The sequence below is a fragment of the Pseudomonas sp. FW305-28 genome (assembly GCF_017351395.1).
Lineage (GTDB): Bacteria > Pseudomonadota > Gammaproteobacteria > Pseudomonadales > Pseudomonadaceae > Aquipseudomonas > Aquipseudomonas fluorescens_AA.
In genome coordinates this window covers 18,680-42,602 of record NZ_JACNDD010000003.1, presented here as the reverse complement: position 1 = coordinate 42,602, position 23,923 = coordinate 18,680, and the positions used below count along the sequence as shown (strand labels likewise).

The window sequence follows — 23,923 nt, the reverse complement described above, 5'->3', positions numbered from 1 at the left end:
ATCCATCGAAAATCAGCTGTTTTTCTGTTGCGCCGTCAATGCCTCGAACATCGAGGTGATGTTGCTCGCAGTCGCCTTCAGCTTGCCGACCAGGGTATCCATGTCGTTGTACTTTTTGGTCAGCGTGGCGGTCAGGGTCTCGACCCGGCGATCCAAAGCCTCCTGATCGTTCTTCAGGCGGGTCTGGGTCCTGGTCAGCGCCGTAGTGCGCTGATCGAGGATGCCGCCCGTCTGGCTGTAGGGTTCGATGGCCTTGCCCATGCGCTCCAGCAGGCCATTGGTGCCAGTGAACAACGTCTGGACTTCACCGCTGAGCTTCTTGTCGTTCATCGCCGTGTTGAACTTGGTGGTATCGAAGTTCAACGCGCCCGTCTTCTGGTCGGTGGTAATACCCAACTGGGCCAGCGACGTCAGCTTGTCGCCAGCGCCGGTTTCAGACAAAGGCGTTCGAATCGATGCCAGCAGCGCGCGCGGCAACGCGTCACCCGTCAATTTTGCCGACACCGTCAGCTTCCCATCACTGTCGAGCGACGGCTTGGTCAGTGCGGTGATGCTATTGGCGATCGCGTTATAGGCATCGACGAATTTCTGGATCGAGGCTTTCAGGCCATCGTTGTTCGGCGCCACGGTGACGGTTGAACTGGCGGTCGGTCCGCCACTGAGCAAATTCAAGGTCAACCCGGAAATCGCCGTGCTTACCGTATTGCTTTTGCTGGTCAGCGCCATGCCATCGACGGAGAACTTGGCATCCTGGGCCAGGGCACCGATGGCGCCCGCCGAAGTGGCTGTCAGCGCAGCACCCCCGGCCCCCACAACGTTCGTCCCATCGATCTCCAGCCCCGCAATACCACTCACCGAGATGTCGGAACCGGCGCCGGTCGTGCTTGAACCCAGCACTAGGCGCGAACCGAAAGAGTCAGTGATGATGTTGGCACTGAAACCCGCCGCCTTGAGCGAAGTGTCGGCGTTGATTGCGTCACGAACCGATTGCAGGGTCGCTCCGGACGCTACGTCGAGGTTGTAGTCGATACCGTTCTGCTTGATGGTCAACGTACCGCTCGGGATGGCACTGCTAGTGCCACCGGCGAAGGCCGCCGAGGTGACCTTGGAAGCCGTTGCGATGTTATCGACCTTGATTGCATAGGTACCGCCCACCGCTGAGTTACTGGCGGTTGCCGTCAGAACAGTGGGGGTCGAGGATGTTGCAGCAAAACCCGAGAATTGCGGGGTCGTGGTGCTGGACAAGTCCTTCATGGCGGTGTTGAACGCCGCCAACAACGACTTCAGGGTTCCCACCCCGGAGATACTGTTGGTCGTCGTCGTGGTCGCTCGGGTGATCTGACCTTGCTTGGCGGCCTTGTCGGAATCGACCAGCGCCTTGACGATCGCAGTGGTATCGAGGCCAGAGCCTAGACCCAAGCCAGGTAGAATTGGACTTGCCATGTGGGACTCCCTTCAGTGTGTCGCCGGCCTTTTGACCTTTACAACGCCCAAAAGAACATAACAACAAAATTCGTGCCGGTTGTCAGGCTTCGGCGCTGAACAACAAGCTGTTTGCATCATTCAAACTGTTGGCCAGTTTCAGAACTTCTTCGTTCGGGATCTGGCGAATCACTTCACCGGAACCACTGGCAATCACCTTGACCACTACTTTGCCTGAAGGCTCGTCAATAGAAAACTCCAGGTTGCGCTTGACCGACTGGACGAACTTCTCGATTTCCTGAACGGCCTTCTTGAGTTTGTCCTGCTCGGCGGCAGCGTCCTTAGGAGCTTCCTTGACCGGGGTCACGGTAGCAACGTCGGCTTGAGGCTTCTCCACGGGCTTGTCGGCCACTGTAGGTGCCGGCTTCGCCGCTGGATAAGACAAGTTCAGCTTCACGCTCATATCCATGTCCATCACCTCTTGAACGGAAAAAGCGAGAGAGCACGCAAGCGCACTCCCCCGCTAAAACTCATCCAGCTATTACTGAAGCAGCTTCAGTACAGCGGATGGCAGTTGGTTGGCCTGGGCCAGAACCGAGGTAGACGCTTGCTGCAGAGTCTGCTGCTTGGTCAGTTGTGCAGTTTCAGCAGCGAAGTCGGTATCTTGTACGCGACCCAGTGCAGCACTGGCGTTTTCGTTGATGTTCTGCAAGTTGGAGATGGTGCTGTTCAGACGGTTCTGGGCAGCACCGAGGTCGGCACGAGCACTGTTGATGGTGTCGATCGCGCTGGTGATTGCATCCATGGCGGCCGAGAAGTTGGTTTCCGAAGTAGCGCTGTCGGAACCAACGATGGTGATTGCCGAGTCAACACCCAGGGTGGCGGCGTCGAAGCTGGCGCTCAGAGTCAGGGTGATCTGGTTGTCAGAACCGTTTTCAGCACCGACCTGGAAGGTCATGGTGCTCGCGGTGCCGTCCATCAGGTTCTTGCCGTTCAGGTTGGTGCTGTTGGCGATACGGGTCAGTTCGTCGCTCATCTGCGAGAACTCTTTGTTCAGAGCGATACGGTCATCTGCGCTGTTGCTGTCGTTACGGGACTGGATGGCCAGTTCACGCATACGTTGCAGAATGTTGGTCTGCTCCTGCATCGCGCCTTCAGCGGTCTGCGCCATGGAGATACCGTCGTTGGCGTTTTTGATCGCCATGTTCTGACCGCGGATTTGCGAGGTCATACGGGTAGCGATCTGCAGGCCGGCGGCGTCGTCTTTGGCGCTGTTGATTTTCAGGCCGGAAGACAGGCGGGTCATCGAAGTGGACAGAGCATCGGAAGCCTTGTTCAGGTTCTTCTGAACGTTCAACGATGTGACGTTAGTGTTTACTGTTAAAGCCATGACGAATTCCTCGTTGGTTGGGTACTGCGGCTTCCGGCCCTGGCAACCGCCGGGTGTGGCCTAGAGAACCTTCGTAATAGTTATCGTCGGATTGGGAACTTGCTTGAGGGCTTTTTTCAAAAAATTTGCTAGCAGACTGCCACCCCTTGTGAAACAAGGGTTTAGCCATGGGGGAAGGTCCGAAAAATGGCGTCAATAAACCGCAGAACAATGTCGCGGGCAAAAAAAAGCGCCCCAGGTCAACCTGAAGCGCTATTGGAAGGACGTGGTTCGATCAATCGCGATACAGAATCGCCGAGCCCCACGACAGGCCCACACCGAAACCACTGATCGCCACGCGCTTCCAGTCAGCATCCAGAACATGCTTTTCCAGCAGCAGCGGAATGCTCGACGACACGGTATTGCCGGTCTCGACCATGTCCTTGATGAATTTCTCAGGCTCCCCCTCGAAACGCCTTGCCACGGCATCGACAATCGCCGCACTGCCCTGGTGGATACAGAATGCGTCGATGTCGCTGGCTTGCAATGAGGATTCGTCCAGCAGTTCGTGCAAATGAGCCGGTACTTTCAGCAAGGCAAAGTTGAACACCTGGCGACCGTTCATGAAAAACACCCCGTCGCTGACCTTCAGGTGTGGCGCGCCGGAACCGTCGGTGCCGAACTTGGCCTTGCCCAACTGCCAGCTGGCGCCCTCGGCCATCCAGGTAGCCGTAGCGGCATCGCCGAACAACATGGTGGTGTTGCGGTCTTCAGGGTCGACGATTTTCGAATACGGGTCGGCGGTCACCAGCAACCCGTTCTTCAACCCTGCGGCCTCCATGAAGCCTTTCAGGGCATAAATGCCGTATACATAGCCCGAGCAGCCCAGCGATATATCGAACGCCGCCACATGGGTCGGCAACCCGAGCTTGTCCTGCACGATGGCGGCCGTGTGCGGCAACCCTTCTTCATCACCGTTCTGGGTGACAACGATCAACGCGTCGATGGATTCGCGCGAAAGCTGCGGATTGTTGGCGAACAATGCATTCACTGCTTCGACACACAGGTCCGAAGTTTCCTGGTCAGCGTCTTTGCGCGGCAGGAACGCCGAACCGATCTTGCCAAGGATGAACTCTTCATCCTTCTCGAATTTGGCACCCTGAGCGTAGTTATCCACACCAGCGGTCGGCACATAACTCGCTATGCTTTTTATGCCAATCATCATGGCTTCCCGATCATGAACTGCGACTAGGTTCACCCCCGAAAGCTCAGGGGCGCGTCAAAAATGGTTGATTTCCAAGGGCGGACGCCTTATCAGGCGAACGAACAGGCCTCCACTCCGGGGAATACAATACAGTGAAGATGCACTTTATGACCTATGCGTCACGCTGTTTTGTCCTGAAGGGGCATTTTTTCATGACAAACTAAGCCGTGTCATTTCCCGCGACAGTATTGGGTACTGGACAGAAATCTTTAGGATGGCGGTGCAATTGGGCGAGAGCGCCGGCAGGTTTTACCTGCCAGCGTCGATGGCTCGCCTCGGAAGGCGGGGTTATGCCAGCAAGTCGGTCCAGGGTACGTTGCGCACCGGCCCCAGGGCGAAACCAGCGCCTTGCAGCGCCAGGTTGGCGTTATAGAACCGATCCTGAGCGAACACCCCGGACCACTTCTCACGTAGCGCCGCACACGCCTGTGGCGTACTCGCCAGCACGCCGGACTGGATAACCTGCACATGCGGCGTCCATACCGTCAGGTAACCGGCCTGGCCGACCCTGAGGCACAGGTCCACATCACCCAAGGCATCGTCGAACAAATCGCTGTCTATGCCGTCAGCCGCTTCGAACAGTTGCTTGGAAATCATCAGGCAGGCAAACGACACCGCCGAACAGTTCTGCTCGACGACCAACCTGTTCATGTAGCCTCTGGCAGCCTTCGGCTCGCCCACGAATGCCGAGCCGACTTCGCCGTTCAAGCCCAGAATCAGGCCCGCCTGGGTGATACGTCCGTCGCGCTCGACCAGCTTGGCACCGACCACGCCGACTTCCGGACGCAAGGCCTGGTTAAGCAGCGATTCGATCCAGTTGACGTTGACCACTTCACCGTCTGCCGCCAGCGTCACCAGATAGTCACCCTTGGCCTCCTGGCTGGCAGCGTTGATCAATGCGCCCGTCGCCGTGCCTGGTTCGATATCCAACAAGCGAACACGACTTGCCTGGTGCCCCTGCCCCTGGAGCCAGGTACGCAGCACAGCATTGTCTGCCGCGGCGGCGCAGAGCAATACCTCGTAGCGCTGATATCGCGTGCGCTGCAGGACGCTGAGCAGGCAGCGTTGTCGGGTCGTCAGGTCACAGGCACCGTGGACAATGATCGACACCATGGGGCGCTCGGCAAAGCGGTAGTCGATTTTATGCGTGCCCGACACGACCGCGCTCACATCGGCCTGATAACCGCGAACCGCCAGATGACGCAGCAACGTCTTGCGCTCATCGACGTTGTCTTCCACTGGAGGTGCCTGGCAAATCAGCAGCGGCTCATCCAGATGGGCAAGCCCCTCCAGGCCGTCCCGCTCGATAAGACGCAGCAGCAGGTCGAACTCCATCGCGCTCTTGAACTCGCGCGAATAACCGCCGAGTTTAACCAACGTCTCCCGGCGTACCAGCCAATGACGGGCCATCAACGCCGGAGCGCTTTGCAGCAAGTCAAGGTTGAACCCAGGCCGGAAGACATCGGCCAGAGTCCCGTCAGGCTGACGCTGGAACTCGTCCATTGCCACGGCCTGGCAGTGCGGCGCGGCCAGCAATTCCACACCCGCGCGGAACAGCCCGCCGGGCGTCAATTCATCGCCGGCCTCGGCCATGACCATCCAATCGCAATCGCTCTGGCTGACAACCTGATTGATTTTGTCGATGTAATTGCTTTCGTTGACTTTGACGAAATGCAGGACGTTCTGCGGTGTAGTCTCGCTCGGCAGCTCACCAGTGGTGAACACGACAATTTTGAACGCCCGGCAATAGCCATTGATCACGCTGTCGAAGGTTGCCTGCATCTTGAAGATGTCGGCGTCCAGGTCCAGGATCAAAATGCCAAACGTCGGGCCACCGTTGCGAGCGGCCAGGTACTTGGACACTTTCCGGGCTTCACTGGCGCTCGGTTCACGCGCCTCGAGCCAGCGCAGCAATTGACCGGAGCGTGTGACGTCGAACAGCCTCGCGGTATTTTCAAACGCCGCCGCCTTGAGCCGTTGGTCCCAGGCCTGGAGCATTTGCACGTAGCGCTTGTCACCTTTGGACTGCATGACCTCCAGCAGTTGCTTCACCAGATCCTGGTTGAACGCATAGCTCAGGAAAGCCCTCGCCAGCTGTTCATCAAGCGGCTCGGCGCTGGTGTTGCGCTGGGGGCGAGACAGTTCCTTCTGCTTGAGCATGACGGCTTCCAGCTCTTTCAACTGCACCTGCCCGCTTGGCGCCGCATGCAGCAGGAATTCCAGCGAAGTGAGCACGTCGAAAAAAGCCTGGTTATAGAACGGCATCTCAACGTATTGCGTCGGTTCGAAACGACGGACCGGCTCGCCACGCCGCGAATCCCAGATCGACTCGAACAGTTTCCTGGTCTGTGGCACTGAACGCTCGTCCAGTTTCTTGACGATGGCCTTGGCATAGTCCCGCACCGAGTTATCCGTACCGAACGCACCGGCCAAGGCCGTGGCAAAACGCTCCTGCTCAGCGACCGCACGCAAGTCCACGGAGCCTGGCGCCGTGGCAACCAGATTCTGTGGCTTCGCCACGCGGCTACGTTCATGCAGGCCATAAGGGATGTCCAGCAAGCGAACCCTGGCATCCGCCACCACCCCATAGCAATGGCCAGCCTCCTGCAACCGCGAATCAAAACCGGCAGGCAACGCAGCGTAACTGCGCCGCAGGGTTTCAGTGCGCGTGAGGGCATTCACCAGGGACGGGCAATCCTCGGCAAACACGGCCAGCCGGGCTTCGGCCGATGGGCCGGAATAATCCTCACAGCCCTTGTGATCGAGCAAGTAATAGTCGACACGATCGGCATGGGCCTCGAACGCCAGGCTGTAGCCTTGACAGGCGCTGTATTCAACGTGCGCTTCCAGGAAACTCAACGCTTGTTCAAGCGCCTGGGGCAACAGAAAACTCTCGGCATCGGCCATCGCCAGATAAGGCGTGGCGACGCGCTCGACAGCCTGGCGAACCTTATCGCCGAAACCAATGGCCGTGGGCGCGTGCAGGTATTGCACACCGGGGAACGCTGCCTTGATATCAGCGTCGACCAGGCTCGACGAGTCGATCACCAGTACGGCGAACGAACTGTCGCGGTAATGGCGCAACGCCCGCCGCAGGGCAGTCGACTGGTCGTGAGCGAGCAGCACCAGGGTAAACCGTTCATTCAACGGCGCAGTCGATCCTGTTGGGACATTGCTTTGCATATTCATTCCTTAACAAGTGGGGTGACCGCATCAGCGACACCGGGAGTTTCGTGAGTTGAAACTCTCAATCCGGTAGCCAACCATTGGCCCAGTACTGCAGGTTATCGCCGCGCAAGATAAAGTCGCGCAGCACCACTTCACGTAATTCGTCGCCCATCCGGTAGCTGGCAATCGGATCCGCCAGGTGCATACGGATTGCCTCCAGCCATTCTTCGGTGCTGTTGGTGAGGACCCGGGTACAAGGCAGGTGCCCCCGGTAAGCCTCGGTATCCGAACAAATGACCGGATAGCCGCACGCACCGTATTCCAGCAGGCGAAGGTTGCTCTTGCAGTCGTTGAAGATATGGAACTCCAACGGCGCCAAGGCCAGGTCGAGGTTCAGGCTGGCCAGCTTCGCCGGATAAGCCGCCAGGCTCACGCCCGGATGAAACTCATGGATATAAGGCTTGAGCAAATCGGGGCACATGCCAAAGAACACCCATTCGACTTCGTCGGCCAATTCCCGAACGACATCGGCAATCAGCTCCAGGTCGCCACGGTGGCTGGTGCCGCCGCCCCAGCCGATACGCGGCTTGCTGGAGGTTGCACGCTGGCTTCTGAGCTGGTTCCACAGGCCGGCAGCCAGCATGTTCGGTACCACGCGGATATCGTGATGCATGCTCGACAAAGCATCCGCCAACGGATGAGTGGACACTACCACCCGATCACACAGGCCGATCCCCTGGCGTAGCAAGTCCTCGAGATTGTCCGGCATATTGCGGCGGTGTTCGTTTTTTTCCGGGACCCTGGCGATGTAGTCATCCAATTCGTAGATGCGCATGGCGTTGGAGTAAGTCTTGACTTGAGTGATGTCCTTGAACTTACCCACGTTGTAGCGACCCTGAAGGATGATCACATCCGGTGACTGGCGCTCGATGTCGATGATCGAGGGCGTATCGTAGGCAACACGCCCCACGACTCGCCCAGCCGCTTCCAGTTCGAATAACGGTTGGCTGACGCGGTAATGCCCCACCGCCGAGGTATTGACCGCCAGCCCCAGGATCGAAGGGACGTTGCGGGTGATCAATGGATTCCAGCCGGTGCGTGGTCCGGGCTCGAGGCAGAAGCTTTTGCCGATCAGGGTCAGGTTACGGTTGTAGGCAGGATCGTTGGCAATCCTGGGCAACCAGCGCTGATAGAACGCCTCTTGTTCGAGCTCCAGCCGCTGCTTCCACGAAGGATCGCGACTGGCTTCCACGCCGGACACCAGCACGACATCACTGTAAGGCGTGGTGACGATCAGGTAGCCGTTTTTTCCGACCTGCTGGCATAACTCCAGAGCGTTGATGCGCTGTGTTGTGATCGACTCATCGAACCCACCGGCCTCCTCCAGAACCTGCTTGCGCACCAACAGGCAGTGATCGCCGACAGCGCTCCAGTTCTGTACCGTCTGCAAGCGTTGCATATAGCCGCCAGACGCGACCGATTCGTTGACGAAGGCCCTGCCCGCCAACCCACCCAGCCCCATGATCATGCCGGCGTCGATGACCCGGCCTTGCTGGTTGAGTGTGCGAGGCCCCACGATACCGACCTCGGGACGTTGTCCATGATTGAGCAACTCATCCAGCCAGGCGGCTTCCAGCACGATGCAATTGGGGTTGAGCAACAACAGGTATTCACCGCGGGCATGCTGCGCGGCGAAGTTGCGGATCACTGCTTCGCTGCTGCTTTGCGGGTGCAGGAATATTCGCAACTTTTCACTGCCCAGCTCGGCCATGGCCCGCAGCCAATGCTGCAGCTCGGCGTTTTCACTGGCGTTATCGACAATGATGATTTCGTAATGCGGGTACGCAGTCGTGCTGATCAGGCTGTTGACGCAACGCTCCAGCGCGCCCAGGTCATCCTTGACGCTGATGACGATCGACACCAGGGGGCGCTCGGCGAACAGGTATTCGATGCGCGGGACCAACGCCAGTAGCGGTCCTGGGTGAAGCCGGTAAGGCACGCCGATACGCTGTAGATGAGCTTCGATCAGCCGGACGTTTTGCTCGATGACTTCCGGCAACGACAGCCATTGGGCAAACGAAAACGTCGACTCGACCTGGACTTCAGGAATGTGGCCAATGACCTGTGGCCCGTCCGTTTCCACCAGCCGCCAGATCAAGTCATGGGGTGCCAGCTCGCCCAGGCTCGAATCGAATCCACCCGAGGCCACAAATCGGGCACGCTCGAAAGCCAGTGTCCGACCAACATAGGGATAAGCGCGCATCAGGTCGAGATTGAAGTCGGGTTTGAAGATCGGCTCCACCGACTTCTCATCCACCAGCGCACCTTCATCGCTGTAGAGACAGGCAGCAGCCGGCGAGCTGACAATCCGATCGGCCATGATCAGCAGCGCAGACTCCGTCAAGCGATCGCCGGCACGCAGCAGGTAGAACCAGTCGGCGCCGTCCAGTTGAGGCAACAGCCCATTGAGCTGCTGCACCCAGTCCGCTTGCAGGCCAAGGCGCAGGACATGGTTGTCCACGGCCTGGCGCCCATTGGACAGCAACAGCACCGATTCGCAGGCATAGGCTTGGGCAGCGATACTCTGCAGGGTAATACCCAGCGCATAAGGATCATCTTGCTCATCGATGATGACGGGAACGATCATCGGTCGATAGGCCCAGCGGGCAATCTGCCGGGACAAGACTTGCTTGCGCAATGGACTGAAACGTCGACATGTCAGCCACTGCGCATAGAGGTCTGCGTAGCTTTCGATGTCCGTGCCGACTTGCGAGCCGATGACGCCCTGGCGAGTCGCAATGACTGAATAAACGTTGATTTCTTCCCACTCGGGCGCCCCTGGCTCCTTGGGCTGTCCCAGCGACTGGTAACGCACCCAGCCACTGGCTGGCGCCGGCTCGCCACTGCGCTGAGCCAGCATTTCCTTGAGCCAGGTCAGCTCTACCGTGGCAGCCTCAACCATCTTGTGCTGACGCTCGAGGCGCTCGGGGTGCAACCGCTGGCCGCTTCCCTCGGCATAAAGCTGGACCAGATTGCCCCGGCGCAACAGGCAGATGAACAAGGCAAAATCGAGGACAGCCTCGAAGCCTTCGCCGGGCCGCGCCAACGCTGGCAGCAGGGCGTCGACATCTGTGCGACGCATCAATGCGCCACTCAAACCACCGAGAATATTACGGGTGGTCTTTTCAAAATACGCCAGCATGTCGTTGCCGTTGAACAACGCATCGAACTGCGTGATGCCCGTATTTTCAACGCGGACCGGCAAGGCATAGTTGTCGGCATCGATTAAATGATGCTTGTTGATCACCAGCGATACTTGAGGATGCTCCTGCAAGATGGCCGCCTGTTGGCTGACGCAGAACGCCAGCAACTGGTCGTCATCGCACAGGAACTTGATGAACTCGCCCCGGGACTCTTCAAGACAGCGCAACAGATTCTGCTGGAACCCCAGCCGGGTCGGGTTGCGCAGGTAACGCACCGTAACTGTGGAGCCCATGCCCACTTCCTGGACAATCTGCTCGATTGCATCGGTGCGGCAGTCGTCGCAGATGACAATCTCCAGGTTCTCGTAGGTCTGCTCGAGCGCGCTTTGCAAGGCGAGGCGGAAAAAGCGTGGGTGGTACGCGGGGATGGCAATGCTGACAAGAGGAGCTGATTTCACACGCATGGCTCTCAACCGTTGGGCGTCAACTCAGGCGAGAGCAGGACGTCCTGAATCGTATAGAGGAACGGGTCAGGGACCGCTTATAGCGTCACGGTCCCTGCCCTGGATCAGATTTTGTTGAACAATCCCAATTGCGTGATTTTGCTGAACGCCAACTGCGACGCCTGCAGCATCGTCTGCTGCAAGGTCAAGCGCGTCATCACTTCGGCCGGGTCGGAATCACGAATCGCCGACTGGGTCTGCGAGTTGGCGAGGACAAAGCTCTGATTGGTATCGCTCTGGGTATCGAGCGACTGGCCACGACCACCGACCGAACTCAATGCACTGGTCAACTGGTCAGTGCCGCTGGCCAGGTTACCGATCGCCGAAGCCAGTGACGCGTTCAGTTTCTGGATGGCGATGTTGTCGCCATCGGCCGGCGTGCTCAAAGCAGTCCGCAACTGGTTCACGGTGTCCAGGATGTTCTGCGTCTCGTGGGTATTGACCGCGATGCTGAACTGATCGTTGGCGGCCGGGGCACCATTGAGGGTGAAACTCACGCCGGAAGCGGTGGCGACGTTGCCCGCCAGGGTACCGCTGGACACCGGTTTGCTGTCAGCGGTCAGTGGCGCGGCGTACAGGTCGAAATCCGTGGCGCTGGTGAACTTCAGCACCGCCGCCCCCGTCGGAAAGCTGGCGTGGTAGGCCGTCGGATCAGTGATTGCGCTACCGGTGATCTGGGTCGCGGTGCTGTTGCCCGGGCTGCGGGCCGGGGTGAACGAATCGGGTTTGGCAGCCAGGGTGAAGGTATGGCCGGGCAAGACCGTGCCTGCAACATCGCCTGCTTGAAGGTTGACGTTCAAGGTCAAGTCGACACCGCGAAAGCTCACCGTCTGCCCGATCTGGTTACTAGGCTCGATGACCCCGCCCTTGCTGGCTTCGGCGGTCACATCGTTGCCACCCGAGTCGGTGATTTTCAATTGGGTGCCGCTGACGAACTCCACTGTGTACGGCTCGCCACTGCGGAACTGGCTGTTGTAGGTCACGCTGGACGACACTTGGCCGTTGGTCAGTACCACGCGACCATCATCCACCGCCGGCGCAGTCATGGTGACTTGGGTGCGACTGGTGTTGACAGCCTGTTGGAACACTTCCCAGCCGGTGCTGTTGGTGGCCATCGACATGGTGTCGCCAATCGGCAGATCCAGGGTCACCTGGTCGCCGTTGTAGCTGTAGGTGCCATCGCCGTTGCGGGTGAACGGTACGACATCGCCCTTGGAACCGGAGAAGATGTATTTGCCGTTTTCATCCTTGGTGTTCATCAGGCTCAGCAACTGATCTTCGATCGACCCCAATTCCGAGGCAACCGCTTTACGGTCCGCGTCGGTGTAGGCGGCGTTACCGGCACTGACGGCCAATTCCTTGGCGCGCTGCAGCACGTTGCCGATGCTGGTCATGACCGCTTCGGTCGTGCCCAGGGTCGCCTTGATGGTGGTGACGTTGGTTTCGTATTGGGAAAGCATCGAAGCCTGGTTGCCCAGTTGCAGCAAGCGCGAGGCGCCCACCGGATCGTCCGCGGCGGTGTTCACGCGCACCAGGCTGCTGGCTTCCTCGCTGGTCTTGACCACCTTGGCGAAGTTTTTCTGGTAGTTCGCAGCCGTGCTTTCGTAGAACTGAGAGGTAGAAATGCGCATGGGCTACGGCTCCTTAAAGGCTGTTGATCAATGTGCTGAAGATTTGCTGCGCCGCCTTGATGATCTGCGAAGACGCGGTGTAGTACTGCTGGAACTTGACCAGGTTGCCGGTTTCTTCATCCAGGTCCACACCCGACAGCGAATCGCGGGCGGTCTTGGCATTGTCCAGGATCGCCCCAGTGGCGGCGCTGTCGAGCTTGCCCTGGGCGGCCTTGGCGCCGACGCCTTCCACCAGCTTGCCGTAGGCATCGTTCAGGGAAATACCCTTGCTGGCCGAACCGGTGTCTACGGTCTTGGCCGTCTGCAAACCGGCCAGGACAGTACCGTTACGGTTGTCCAGGCTACCGGCCTGGCTGAGGCTGACATTGATCGAGGCGCCGTTGGATGGAGCACCGGCAATGGACATGTCGAACGTGACGGTGCGTTGTACCGGCGGCACGGACGAATCCATGATCGGGTTGCCACTGGCGTCCTTGAGCGGAACACTCAGGCTCAAGGTGTTGCTTTCGCCGGGCTTGATCGTGCCATTACTGATCTGGACACCTTTGGCATCGAGCAATTGATAAGCCTGGCTGGTGCCATCGGCGGACGTCGCGCCGAACACCACCTTGACCGGCATGGAGTTCTTGATGCCGTTCTGGATGATGGTCGTGGTGGCTGCGTCGTAGATGTCCAGCTTGGTGGTCATGCTCGGCTGGCCGCTGGCCGGGATGGTCAGTGTGCCGCTGCCCCCCGGCACGATGGCGGCGCCCAACGGCGCGGCAATCGCCAGCCGCTTGGAGTCGGTCATCTCGGTCTTGATGTTGGTCGCCGCGTTGCGGGTCGGCGTGAGCTTGAACGAGTCGCCGGCGACGGCGGTGCCGTTGGCGAACGTCATCGAAAAACCGTCGATCACCGGCGGTGGCGTGGTCGCGGTGTTGAACGCGCCCATCGAGGTGCCGTCGGGCAGGCGCTGGACGGTGTAGTCCGTGCCGCTGGTGAACGTCACCTTGTAGTCGTTGGTGGTCAGTTTGCCGGAGTCTTTGATGGCGATGTTGAAGTTGCCGGAGCCGGCGCTGTTGTTCAACGACGCAACGCTGCGCTGGCTGATCTGCGTGGCGCTGTTGATGTTAGTGAACAGGTTGGAGCCGAAGGCCCCGTTCATGTCGATGCCCGAGGCCTGGACGCTGTTCATCTGGTCGGCGACCACCAGGGCCACGCGCCCCAGCTCGTTCATGGCCGGGTCGAGCACGGTACTGCGGTAACGCATCAGGCCACCGATCTCGCCGCCGGTAAGCACCGACGTCAGGTCCATGGAGCTGGAACCGCTGTTGAGCTGGATACCCATGCGCCCTGGATCGTTCTTGTCAGGCACCGCTTCCAGGGTATTGACGATGTTGCCCATCACCAACGGTTGACCGGAGCCCAGGTAGATATCCAGGCTGTTGCCACTCTCGACAACCTGTGTGCCGGTGAAGGTCGACAGTTGGCGAATGGTTTCGCTGCGGGCATCGAGCAGGTCGTTGGGGGCGCCACCGGCGTTGGAGACTTCGGAAATTTTCTTGTTCAACTGCGCAACGGTGGCCGCCAGGTTATTGACCTGGTCGACCATGTTCGACAGGTTGCCATTGATGTTCTGGCTCTGCTCCGTCAACTGGTTGGAAATCGAATTGAAACGGTTGCTCAAGGCCTGGGCATCGCTGAGCAGCAACTGCCGGGATGCATCGTCACCCGGCTTGGCGTTGACGTTCTGCACCGAGGCGAAAAACTTGGTCAGTGCGCCGTTGAGACCGGTGCCGCTGTCCGACAGCAGGGAGTCGAGCGGCGTGATCTGCCCTTGGTAGGCCGCCGCGTCACTGTTGAGCGACGTGGTGGTTTTCAGTTGTGCTTCAAGGAAGGCGTTGTACACCCGGCGCACATCGGCCAGGGTCGTGCCGGAACCAATGAACACGTTGCCGTACTGGTTCGACGCCTTGGTGGTCTGCACGGTCTGCTGACGCGAATACCCAGCGGTATCGACGTTGGCAATGTTGTTACCCGTGGTCACCAACGCAGTCTGGCTTGCTGACAGACCCGACATCCCTATATTGAGCAAACTCATGGTTCAGACCTTATAAAGTCGTGGTGGCGCCTGCAGAAGCGTAGTTTTGGTAACTCGTCATCTGCCGGGCTATGTTCGAAATCTTGCTGGCGTAGTGCGGGTCGGTGGCGTAACCGGCCTTCTGCAACTCGCGTACAAACTGTTCGGGGTTATCGGCCGACTTCAGCACATCTTGATAGCGACTGTTGCTTTGCAACAGGTTGACCAAGTCATGGAAACTGTCGCGATACGAGGCGTAGGAACGGAACTCGGCCGTCTCCTTGACCATCGCGCCATTGCGGAATTCGCTGGTGATCGCCCGTGCCGAATCGCCCTTCCAATTGGCGCTGGCCTTGATGCCGAACAGGTTGTGACTGCTGCTGCCATCGGGCTGGCGCATCACCGACTTGCCCCAACCGGTTTCCAGGGCGGCCTGGGCCACCAGGTAACGGGGGTCGACACCGATGCGGTCGGCGGCTTCCTTGGCCATTGGCAGCATGGCGTTGACGAATTCATCGGCATCGCGGAAGGCCTTGCGCGCCGGTGCCAGCGGTGGCTGGGCCACGGCACGACCATAGACCTGCATGTCCCCTTTCTGCTCGGAAGCCTTGAGCGCGGCCAGCCAGTCGCCATTGGCCAGTTCGCCGGTGGCCGGCTTGACGGCGGCGATGGCGCGATCCGGCAGCAGGTTCTGCGCTGGGACATCGGCATTGGCCGAGGCCGAAGGCACCAGCCCGGCGAGCAGGCGGTCGGCCAGTTTCGGCGGCAGGGCCAGGCGACGCTGGTTGAGCAGTTCCATGTCGTTGCGGTGGACGCCCTCGGCACCTTGCGGCGCACTTACGGCCCGCGAAGCCCACAACGGACGCTGGCCACTGGTACGCGACAACGGACCGTCGGTGGGCAAGGTCCCGGCCGCCACCGGCGTCGGGACCGGCGCCTTGGCGACCTTGTCCAGGGCCTCTTGCTGCTTGGCCGCCGACAACGTCGCCGCCTCACCGGGCGCCAGTGGCTTGTTCTTCGACATCTGGCGCAGCAGCACATCGGCCAGGCCGATACCGCCGCCCTCGCGAGACATGGAAACGGCCAACTGCTGGTCGTACATTTCCTGGTATTGCTTGGCTTCCGGCGTGTTCATCGGGTTGTCCTTGCCCAAGGCCTCGGTGGCCGAACGCATGGACTTGAGCATTTCACCGAGGAACAGCGATTCGAACTCCTGCGCCACTTTACGCAGGTTGCCGTCGCTGTTCTTGTCGCCGACCTTGAGCTGGTTCAGACGGTTCAGGTCCGAGTAGGAACCTGAATCTCCGCTGATCAAAGCGCCCTTGCGCATATCCATGGCTCGGTCCTCAAATCACGATCAGGTCGGCTTGCAACGCGCCGGCCTGTTTCAAGGCTTCGAGAATGGCCATCAAGTCGCCCGGCGCCGCGCCGACCTGGTTCACCGCCCGGACGATTTCATCCAGGGTCGTACCCGGGCCGAACTTGAACATCGGCTTGGCTTCCTGTTCGGCATTGACCCGCGAACGCGGGACCACGGCGGTCTGACCGTTGGACAATGGGCCCGGCTGGCTGACGATCGGGTCTTCGGTGATGGTCACGGTCAGGCTGCCGTGGGTCACGGCGGCCGGGGAAACCTTGACGTTCTGGCCGATCACGATGGTGCCGGTGCGCGAATTGATGATGACTTTCGCCACCGCCTGGCCCGGATCGACCTCGAGGTTCTCCAGGATCGACAGATAGTCGACCCGCTGGCTCGGATCCAGCGGCGCGGTGACACGGATCGACCCACCGTCGATGGCCTGGGCCACGCCTGGGCCGAGCATGTCGTTGATCTTGTCGACGATACGCTTGGCGGTGGTGAAGTCGGAACGGTTGAGGTTCAGCGTCAGGCTGTTGCCCTGGTTGAAACCGCTCGGTACCGCACGTTCCACCGACGCACCGCCGGGGATGCGGCCGGCCGACGGAACGTTGACGGTGATCTTCGAACCGTCGCGACCCTCGGCATCGAAACCGCCCACCACCAGGTTGCCCTGGGCGATGGCGTAGACGTTGCCGTCGATACCCTTGAGCGGCGTCAGCAGCAACGTACCGCCACGCAGGCTCTTGGAGTTACCGATGGACGAAACGGTGATATCCACTTGCTGGCCGGGCTTGGCGAACGCCGGCAGATCGGCACTGATCGACACCGCCGCAACGTTCTTCAACTGCACGTTGCCAGAGCCGGCCGGCACCTTGATGCCGAACTGCGACAACATGTTGTTGAAGGTCTGCAGGGTGAACGGGGTCTGGGTGGTCTGGTCACCGGTGCCGTTCAGGCCCACAACCAGGCCGTAGCCGATCAACTGGTTGGAGCGCACACCGGAAATGCTGGCGATGTCCTTCAAACGCTCGGCCTGAGCGGTAAAGGCCGCGGACATCACCAGGGCACCTATCAACAGCTGCTTAAGATTCAACTGGGCCACCTAGAAAGGGAACTTCGGGCTGAGGAAGAAACGGTCGAACCAGCCTGGCTGACTCGCATCGGCAAAGGCACCGGTGCCCGAATAGGTGATGCGCGCATCGGCCACACGGGTGGACGAAACGGTGTTGTCGGTGGCGATGTCGTCGGCGCGAACCATGCCGGCGATGCGCACCAGTTCGTCACCGGTGTTGAGGGTCAGCCACTTCTCGCCGCGCACGACGATGATGCCGTTGGGCAGCACATCGGCGACGGTCACGGTAATCGAGCCGGTCAGGCTGTTGCTCTGGCCGGACTTGCTGTCGCCCTTGGTGGCGCGGTCAGCGTTGTACCCGGCGTTGAGGCTCAGGTCGCCGCCACCGACCGGGTTGTTGGTGGTCAGGCTGGAGCCGAACAACGAGGTCAAGCCGACGCTGGTCTCGCTGGTCTTGTCGATCTGCGAGTTGGCGTTCTTGCTGGCCTGGGTCCGCTCGTTCAGGGTGATGGTGATGATGTCACCGACCCGGAAAGCCTTGCGGTCGCTGTACAGGTTCTGCTCGAAGCCGGCCTGGTAGATCGAGCCATTGTTGGCGGCGGCCGGCAACGGCGTGCGCGGCAACACCGGAGCGTAATACGGGTCATTGGGCCTGGGTGTCGGCGCGACACAGCCCGCGAGTGCGGTGATGCCACTCAGTGCCAGAACAGATACGAAGCGTTTCATGACCCTACCTCTTGGTGTTGCAGGCGACCCTGGGGCCGCCCTGTCTACGTAATGACGGGCGTTGTGACGATTACAGATTCTGCGTAACGAACGAGAGCATCTGGTCGGCGGTGGAGATCACCTTGGAGTTCATCTCGTAGGCACGCTGGGTGGTGATCATGTTGACCATCTCCTCGACGGTGCTCACGTTGGACGTTTCCAGGGTGTTCTGCAGCGTGGTGCCGAAACCGTTCAGGCCCGGGGTGCCGACTTGCGGCGCGCCACTGGCAGCGGTTTCCAGGAACAGGTTGTTGCCCACCGCTTGCAGGCCGGCCGGGTTGATGAAGTCGGCGGTCTGCAGGTTGCCGATCACCTGGGCGGCCGGGTTGCCCGCCACGGTGATGGACACGGTGCCGTCACGGCCCACGGTAAAGGTCTGGGCATCGTTCGGAATGATGATCGCCGGCTCCAGGGCGAAACCGCTGGCGTTGACGATCTGGCCGTTGGAGTCGAGGTGGAACGTACCGTCACGGGTGTAGGACGTGGTGCCGTCCGGCTGCAGGATCTGGAAGAAACCGCGACCGTCGATGGCCATGTCCAGCGGCTGCTCGGTGGTCTGCAGGCTGCCGGCGTTGAAGTTCTTCTGGGTGCCGACAATGCGTACACCGGTACCCACTTGCAGGCCCGACGGCAATTCGCTGTCTTGGGTCGACTGGGCGCCAGGCTGGCGTTTTACCTGATACAGCAGGTCCTGGAACTCGGCGCGATCACGTTTGAAACCCGTGGTCGAAACGTTCGCCAGGTTGTTGGAAATGGTCGTCAGGTTGGTGTCCTGGGCGGACAGACCTGTTTTGGCAACCCATAGAGCCGGAAGCATTCGATTCTCCTCGTACGCCTGTTTTTCGGCGCGACGCTTTAATTAATGGTTAGATCTGCAAGACCCGAGCCATGGCCTCGTCGCCTTCTTTGGCGGTGTTCATCATCTTCACGTGAAGCTCGAACTGCTTGGCCAGGGCCAGCACCGAAGTCATTTCATCCACGGCGTTGACGTTGCTCGCCTCCTGGAAACCCGACACCAACTGCACGTTGGCATCGATGGGCGCCGGCTGGCCGTCCTTGGTACGGATCGAGCCGTCCAGGCCCTTGGTCATGTTCTTGAGGTCCGGGTTGACCAGCTTGATGCGGTCCACTTCAGCCATCACCCGCGGGCCTTCACCCATGGCGCGAATGCTGATGGTGCCGTCCTGGCCGATTTCGATTTTCTGTTCCGGCGGCACGGCGATCGGACCGCCGTTGCCCATCACCGGCATGCCGTTGCCGGCCCGCAGTACGCCCAGGGCATCGACATTGAGGCTGCCGGTGCGCACGTAGCTTTCACCGCCGTCGGGGTTCTGCACAGCCATCCAGCCCGGCCCGCTCACCGCGACATCGAGGTCACGACCGGTTTCCACCAGCGCACCCGGGGTGAAGTCAGTAGCGGGACGCTCGGACAGGGCAAAGGCCCGCGCCGGAAAGCTGTCACCGAATACAGGCATCGAGCGCGCCTGCTCCAGGTCTTTCTGAAAGCCATTGGTGGAGATGTTCGCCAGGTTGTTGGCATGGGCCCGCTGCGCCAGTGCGTTCTGGCTGGCGCCGGTCATTGCCACATAAAGGTACTTGTCCACTGTCGTTCCTCTGCATGCCGGACGTTTGCCGTCCACTGCTGTGTTGCACAGCCTCAAGCAATTTGCAGACCAACTTCCCCCTGATGCCACGCAGGCCTGTAAACAAAGGGCTTGAGGGGGTTGGTGGGCTTGTGGAGATGTATCGAAGACGAAAAACCGGCGCGGTTATGCCGGTAAGTGGCAAGTGTCGGCCCTTGCCCCCCCGGGGGCGGCTGGGTGCACTCCCCTGCCGCCTCTGAGGTCTGCGTCAGTCAGGCATCCACCCCTTGATCCATTGCGCCGCATAGGCATCGTCGAAGACCCAGTTGTCCAGCACTTGCTCGCGCAGTCGCGCGGCTTGGCGCCGTGAGGCTTGCCGATCAGCCAGGTGATCACGAATTGCCTCCAGCCATTGTTCCCGGCTGTCAGCCACGCGCGTGATGGCGAGATCACCCGGGTAATCGGCGGTATCGCTGCCGATCACACTGTAGCCGCAAGCGCCATACTGCAGATGATCCAGCGAACTTGCGCCTTCGCCTGCCTGGCCGAAGCCCCGAGGTGCGAGGACAATATCCAGATTGAGGCTTGCCATGACATCGGGATTGTCGTGAACGTCATCATGAACCTCGCTGGCGAGCGGTCGCAGATACGCTGGCACATCACCCCACAGTACCCACTCCACCTGACCGGCCAGCGCTTGCATCAGCTCGATGATCAACGGCTGAACGAAGGGCTGCGCCGGGTCGATATCGCAGCCTATGCGAGGAATGTCAAACGTCTGGCGCACATTGGGGAGGTTGCGCCATCTGCTATCCAGACGCGTTTCAAGGACGCGAATATCGCGGTGCAGTCCGGCACAGGCTTGAGCCATCGCAGGCGTCGCCACAATGATGCGGTCGACCAGGCTTGCCGCTTGTTGCAGTGAAGTCGCCCACCCAGGGATCGCTGGCGTCAATGCATCCAACTCAAGGACCTTGAAGGCTTTTGAGAGGGTATTGATGCGCTGCATCTGCTCCAGACGCAGCGGGTCGTTCTGATGCTGGAAGACAATGATATCGGGGTTGTAGCGCGCAAGCGTCGTTGCCGGTAACAGGCTACTGCTGATGCAACCTTCGATTTTGCCGCAGTCACGCAAAGCAGTGAACGGCTCGACAACTCGTAGATTGGCGGCTTTTGCCGACTTCGCAGGATGTACCAGCACCACCGGAAGAGGTCGCCAGGACAGCGGGCGCCAGGTCAACTCGTTGATAGCTTCCAGTTCGAAGCCGGAACCGCGCAACGACAGGTTGCTGTTGTAGGCGGGATCATTGGCCAAGACGCCCAACCATTTGCTCAAGGCCTGCTCTTGTTCCATGGCGAAGCGTTGCTGGTTGAGTGGGTCCTTGCCGACGCTTGACCAGGTCGCTTCACCCTCATGCAAGAGCACGGCATGGGGTGTCCAGACATTCAGGTAGCCAAGGTTCGCCACCTTCAGGCACAGGTCCAGATCGTTGCAGGTGACCTGGAACTGCGCGTCATCCATACCACCGGCTTCCAGATAGATCGCTGTGCGGATCATCAGGCAGGCCGCACTGACCGCACTGCTGTTCTGGTCGACCAACAGGCGCTGCATGTAACCGCCGCCGTTGGCAGCCTGATCGATGAAAGGGCTGCCGGCGGGGCCGCGCAGGCCAGTGATCAGGCTTGCATGCTGCACGGTGCCCGCCGGAGTAATCAGCTTGGCGCCGACGACCCCAACTTCCGGGCGCAAGGCGTGATTGAGCAACTCGTCCAACCAATCTTCGCGAATGATTGCCGTATCGTTGTTCAACAACACCAGGTACTCGCCACGCGCACGGCTGACCGCCAAATTGTTCATAGCGCTGAAGTTGAACGCAGAGGAGAAGCGGATGACACGGATCTTGTCACCGCCAATCGACTCCATCTCGCTCAGCCAGGTGAGCGCCTCTTCGGTCTCGCTGCCATTGTCGATCAGAATGATCTCGAAATAGGGGTAGCGGGTCTTCGACAACAGGCTGTCCACGCAGCGCTGCAAGAGTGGCAACTGGTCCCGGGTAGGAATCAGGATCGACACCAAGGGCTGCTGATCATGACCGTACTTGATGTGGTAATGGCGGGTCGGTTCCTGCAGGACCCTGGCGTTCGCGTAGCCGCGATTGTCCAGGTGCCGTTGCAGGGCAAGGCGCTCGTCCGGGTTATCGACAAGGTGGGGGGTGTTGCTTGCCACAAGCGGTTCGCTCAGGTGGGCAATGCCGTTCATGCTACCGCTTTCGATCAGTCGCAGGATCAAGTCCAATTCAAGTGCTGCGGGCACTTGCGGGTCGTAACCGCCAACCTCCAGCGCCAGCCCGCGACGGATCAGCCAATGGCTGGCCATGGCCAATGGCAGGCTCAAGAGGTAGTCAAGGTTGATATCAGGTCGAAAAACCGCTTGAGCACCATTCTCCGAGCGATACATGCCATCGCAATAGATCATTCGGCAGCCATCGGCACCCGGCAGTTCCAGATCGAGCATCAACGTACCGGCGGGCAGGACCTCATCGCCAGCCGTCAGCAGCATGATCCAGTCGCTGTCGTCTGCCTGCAGAATCTCGTTCAGTTCGAAGGCCCCCGGGTTGACGCATGTCAGCCAGTGCAGGCTGTCGGGCAGATTGACAGGCGATGGCGAGGTGCTCAGGACCACCATGCGCAAGCTGATCGATGAGCGTGATCGCCACAACGCAAGACTTTCCAGGGTATCGCTCAAGGCATTGAAATCGCCCAGGGGATCGCGCACCAACAGCGTCAGGCTGGTTTGTCCGCTGAGTTGTTGACGACGCTTGTCGACAAGTTGCTGCTGGATCGGCGTCAGTACGCGGTTGCGCAGCCAGTCCTTGACGGAAGGTACGCGGACATCAATGGCATGCTGGATGGCAGCTTGCTGAGTGATATCGATGAAACGCTCCAACTGAGGCCAAAAGGCCTTTTCAAGGTCCAGCCAGCGCCTGCGCGCCTGCATCACGGTTGCGCGGGCGCGCTCCAGCCCGCCCACCTCGCCATAGAGCGCCGAGCCCGCATCACCAAACTGCTCGACGAAAGGCTGGGTCTTGACGTGACCGCCGGGCATGTAGATAACCGGGCAGCCACAGAGCATGGCTTCGGTGCACGTCGCTGAGATCTCGTAACTGTAAAGCGTTGAAGCGGTTCGGAAAATCTGCGCCAGCTCGGCCAGGGTCTTGGGGTTGGCCATGCTCAGGACTTCGATATCGTCCGGCAGCAGCGAATAGTCGACCTTGGTCTTGTCGAAGCGGTGCAGATACAGGTAGTTGCCACTACGCTGCACCGGCTCGGTTGGCGGCGAAAACAACTCCGAGTCGATGACGGGCAACAGGAGCAAGTTGCTGCTCTGGCCGTCGCCGCCAAAATCCTGGGTGTAATAAAAGAACAGGTCTGACTTCTGCACGCTGATCGCACGGCCGGTGAGAAAGCCTTCGCGATTGAGGAGATAACGCGCCACGATTGGAGCGCCAACCGGGTTGCCGTCCATCACTTCGGGATAGACCGCAATCGGCGCCAAGCCGATTGACCGATGATGCCGCCGCACTTCATCGGTCAGGATCGGCGTGCGCAGTTTCGGGTTGACCTGGCATGGGGTGACATAGGCCTCGTAGCCGGACAGGTTCAGGACGTGGCACAGGTAGTGCAGCACGCATACCCCCGAAGAGGTCTCCCGATAGTTAGGGGCACCAATGTAGTAAGGGTGACGCGGCTTGCCATGCACGGATGGGGTGATCATATGGTTGCCTTGGGGCTGGAGGGCTGCTCACAAATGACGAAGACACTGGCACACAGGTCTGGATAGACCATCCCCAGCGCATGGCAGGCATCCATGAAGCGGTCATCGATCAATTGGGTTTCCAGGGCCTTGTCCAGCTGGAAGTTGGCCAATGGCTTGAAGAACACCCCGCCACGGTGACTCACTTGCCAACCGGCGCTGCGTACTTCGTGATCGAGGGTGTCGAGGGTGTAGGTGATCCGATGGCCATGCAGCCGCTCGCCTTCGGTCACGGCACTGTTGTGTTCGATCAAGCCCATCTTGACGGCGATCTGCCGCGAAGGGGCATTGGCGTTCGGTACGGCGATGAACAGGCGACCGCCGGGAGCGAGCCAGTTCCGCACGCGCTTGAGCACCGCCTGGCGGTCGTCGAGGTGCTCCAGGGTGTGGATCAGGAAAATGTTATCGAAGCGCGGCTCCAGCTCGGCCTCTTCAAAGGTACTGCAGACGAACTTGACGCCTGAGCCGACCTTTTTCCGGGTGACGTCAATCAGGTCGCTGGCCGCCTCGATGACCGTCAGGTCGGCAAAGCGCTCTGCGAACAGTGTCGTAAAAGCCCCCTCGAAGCAGCCCATTTCCAGGGTCGGTCCCTCCGCCAGCCAGGGGCCGAAGCTGTCCAGCATGTAGCGTCGCAGGCGCGCATCGAAGTCGTAGAAGTAGCTGCGATGAGCGTTATCCTGAAACTCTTTGTTGTAATCACGTACGGACAT

General features: G+C 60.0%; 15 protein-coding genes. All 15 read right to left on the bottom strand.

The window, feature by feature from the left end; translation table 11 throughout:
• Window positions 1-12: 12 nt before the first annotated feature.
• A complete protein-coding gene (gene fliD, locus J4E53_RS01485; RefSeq protein ID WP_060738653.1) occupies window positions 13-1,443 on the bottom strand; it encodes a flagellar filament capping protein FliD in 1,431 nt (476 codons plus the stop codon).
• An 82-nt stretch (window positions 1,444-1,525) separates the two neighbouring features.
• On the bottom strand, window positions 1,526-1,891 hold the full coding sequence (locus J4E53_RS01480) for a flagellar protein FlaG (RefSeq protein WP_060738654.1): 366 nt from the start codon (window positions 1,889-1,891) through the stop codon (window positions 1,526-1,528).
• A 72-nt stretch (window positions 1,892-1,963) separates the two neighbouring features.
• A complete protein-coding gene (locus J4E53_RS01475) occupies window positions 1,964-2,812 on the bottom strand; it encodes a flagellin domain-containing protein (protein ID WP_053178496.1) in 849 nt (282 codons plus the stop codon).
• Window positions 2,813-3,086: 274 nt separating this feature from the next.
• Complete coding sequence (locus J4E53_RS01470; protein ID WP_027912745.1) at window positions 3,087-4,013, bottom strand: ketoacyl-ACP synthase III; 927 nt, start codon at window positions 4,011-4,013, stop codon at window positions 3,087-3,089.
• Between the two features lie 330 nt (window positions 4,014-4,343).
• The gene (locus tag J4E53_RS01465) at window positions 4,344-7,238 is read right to left on the bottom strand and encodes a TIGR00180 family glycosyltransferase (protein ID WP_103307874.1); all 2,895 of its coding nucleotides are present in this window, start codon (window positions 7,236-7,238) and stop codon (window positions 4,344-4,346) included.
• A 64-nt stretch (window positions 7,239-7,302) separates the two neighbouring features.
• A complete protein-coding gene (locus J4E53_RS01460) occupies window positions 7,303-10,884 on the bottom strand; it encodes a glycosyltransferase (RefSeq protein WP_103307885.1) in 3,582 nt (1,193 codons plus the stop codon).
• 110 nt (window positions 10,885-10,994) lie between these two features.
• Entirely contained in the window at window positions 10,995-12,560 is a 1,566-nt protein-coding gene (locus J4E53_RS01455; RefSeq protein WP_060738656.1) for a flagellar hook-associated protein 3, read from the bottom strand.
• A 13-nt stretch (window positions 12,561-12,573) separates the two neighbouring features.
• Window positions 12,574-14,640 carry a flagellar hook-associated protein FlgK gene (gene flgK / locus J4E53_RS01450; RefSeq protein WP_060738657.1) on the bottom strand — a complete coding sequence of 689 codons (2,067 nt, stop codon included), beginning with the start codon at window positions 14,638-14,640 and terminating at the stop codon, window positions 12,574-12,576.
• A 10-nt stretch (window positions 14,641-14,650) separates the two neighbouring features.
• Window positions 14,651-15,955 (bottom strand): flagellar assembly peptidoglycan hydrolase FlgJ, encoded by a 1,305-nt coding sequence (gene flgJ, locus J4E53_RS01445; RefSeq protein WP_103307875.1) that lies wholly within the window; start codon window positions 15,953-15,955, stop codon window positions 14,651-14,653.
• 10 nt (window positions 15,956-15,965) lie between these two features.
• On the bottom strand, window positions 15,966-17,036 hold the full coding sequence (locus J4E53_RS01440) for a flagellar basal body P-ring protein FlgI (RefSeq protein WP_161798353.1): 1,071 nt from the start codon (window positions 17,034-17,036) through the stop codon (window positions 15,966-15,968).
• A gap of 45 nt (window positions 17,037-17,081) precedes the next feature.
• Window positions 17,082-17,777, bottom strand: coding sequence for a flagellar basal body L-ring protein FlgH (flgH, locus tag J4E53_RS01435; protein ID WP_060738659.1), 696 nt, complete (start codon window positions 17,775-17,777; stop codon window positions 17,082-17,084).
• Window positions 17,778-17,847: 70 nt separating this feature from the next.
• On the bottom strand, window positions 17,848-18,633 hold the full coding sequence (gene flgG / locus J4E53_RS01430; RefSeq protein WP_053146447.1) for a flagellar basal-body rod protein FlgG: 786 nt from the start codon (window positions 18,631-18,633) through the stop codon (window positions 17,848-17,850).
• Window positions 18,634-18,682: 49 nt separating this feature from the next.
• On the bottom strand, window positions 18,683-19,420 hold the full coding sequence (locus J4E53_RS01425; protein ID WP_060738660.1) for a flagellar basal body rod protein FlgF: 738 nt from the start codon (window positions 19,418-19,420) through the stop codon (window positions 18,683-18,685).
• Window positions 19,421-19,667: 247 nt separating this feature from the next.
• Window positions 19,668-23,174 carry a glycosyltransferase family 2 protein gene (locus J4E53_RS01420; RefSeq protein WP_103307876.1) on the bottom strand — a complete coding sequence of 1,169 codons (3,507 nt, stop codon included), beginning with the start codon at window positions 23,172-23,174 and terminating at the stop codon, window positions 19,668-19,670.
• Complete coding sequence (locus J4E53_RS01415; protein ID WP_060738662.1) at window positions 23,171-23,923, bottom strand: bifunctional 2-polyprenyl-6-hydroxyphenol methylase/3-demethylubiquinol 3-O-methyltransferase UbiG; 753 nt, start codon at window positions 23,921-23,923, stop codon at window positions 23,171-23,173. The genes J4E53_RS01420 and J4E53_RS01415 overlap by 4 nt, the downstream gene beginning before the upstream one ends.

Bases quoted from the DNA above. Each gene is read 5' to 3' on its own strand.
- fliD (WP_060738653.1), bottom strand. From the start codon at position 1,443: ATGGCAAGTCCAATTCTACCTGGCTTGGGTCTAGGCTCTGGCCTCGAT.
- J4E53_RS01480 (WP_060738654.1), bottom strand. From the start codon at position 1,891: ATGGATATGAGCGTGAAGCTGAACTTGTCTTATCCAGCGGCGAAGCCG.
- J4E53_RS01475 (WP_053178496.1), bottom strand. From the start codon at position 2,812: ATGGCTTTAACAGTAAACACTAACGTCACATCGTTGAACGTTCAGAAG.
- J4E53_RS01470 (WP_027912745.1), bottom strand. From the start codon at position 4,013: ATGATTGGCATAAAAAGCATAGCGAGTTATGTGCCGACCGCTGGTGTG.
- J4E53_RS01465 (WP_103307874.1), bottom strand. From the start codon at position 7,238: ATGCAAAGCAATGTCCCAACAGGATCGACTGCGCCGTTGAATGAACGG.
- J4E53_RS01455 (WP_060738656.1), bottom strand. From the start codon at position 12,560: ATGCGCATTTCTACCTCTCAGTTCTACGAAAGCACGGCTGCGAACTAC.
- flgK (WP_060738657.1), bottom strand. From the start codon at position 14,640: ATGAGTTTGCTCAATATAGGGATGTCGGGTCTGTCAGCAAGCCAGACT.
- flgJ (WP_103307875.1), bottom strand. From the start codon at position 15,955: ATGGATATGCGCAAGGGCGCTTTGATCAGCGGAGATTCAGGTTCCTAC.
- J4E53_RS01440 (WP_161798353.1), bottom strand. From the start codon at position 17,036: ATGTCCGCGGCCTTTACCGCTCAGGCCGAGCGTTTGAAGGACATCGCC.
- flgH (WP_060738659.1), bottom strand. From the start codon at position 17,777: ATGAAACGCTTCGTATCTGTTCTGGCACTGAGTGGCATCACCGCACTC.
- flgG (WP_053146447.1), bottom strand. From the start codon at position 18,633: ATGCTTCCGGCTCTATGGGTTGCCAAAACAGGTCTGTCCGCCCAGGAC.
- J4E53_RS01420 (WP_103307876.1), bottom strand. From the start codon at position 23,174: ATGATCACCCCATCCGTGCATGGCAAGCCGCGTCACCCTTACTACATT.
- J4E53_RS01415 (WP_060738662.1), bottom strand. From the start codon at position 23,923: ATGTCCGTACGTGATTACAACAAAGAGTTTCAGGATAACGCTCATCGC.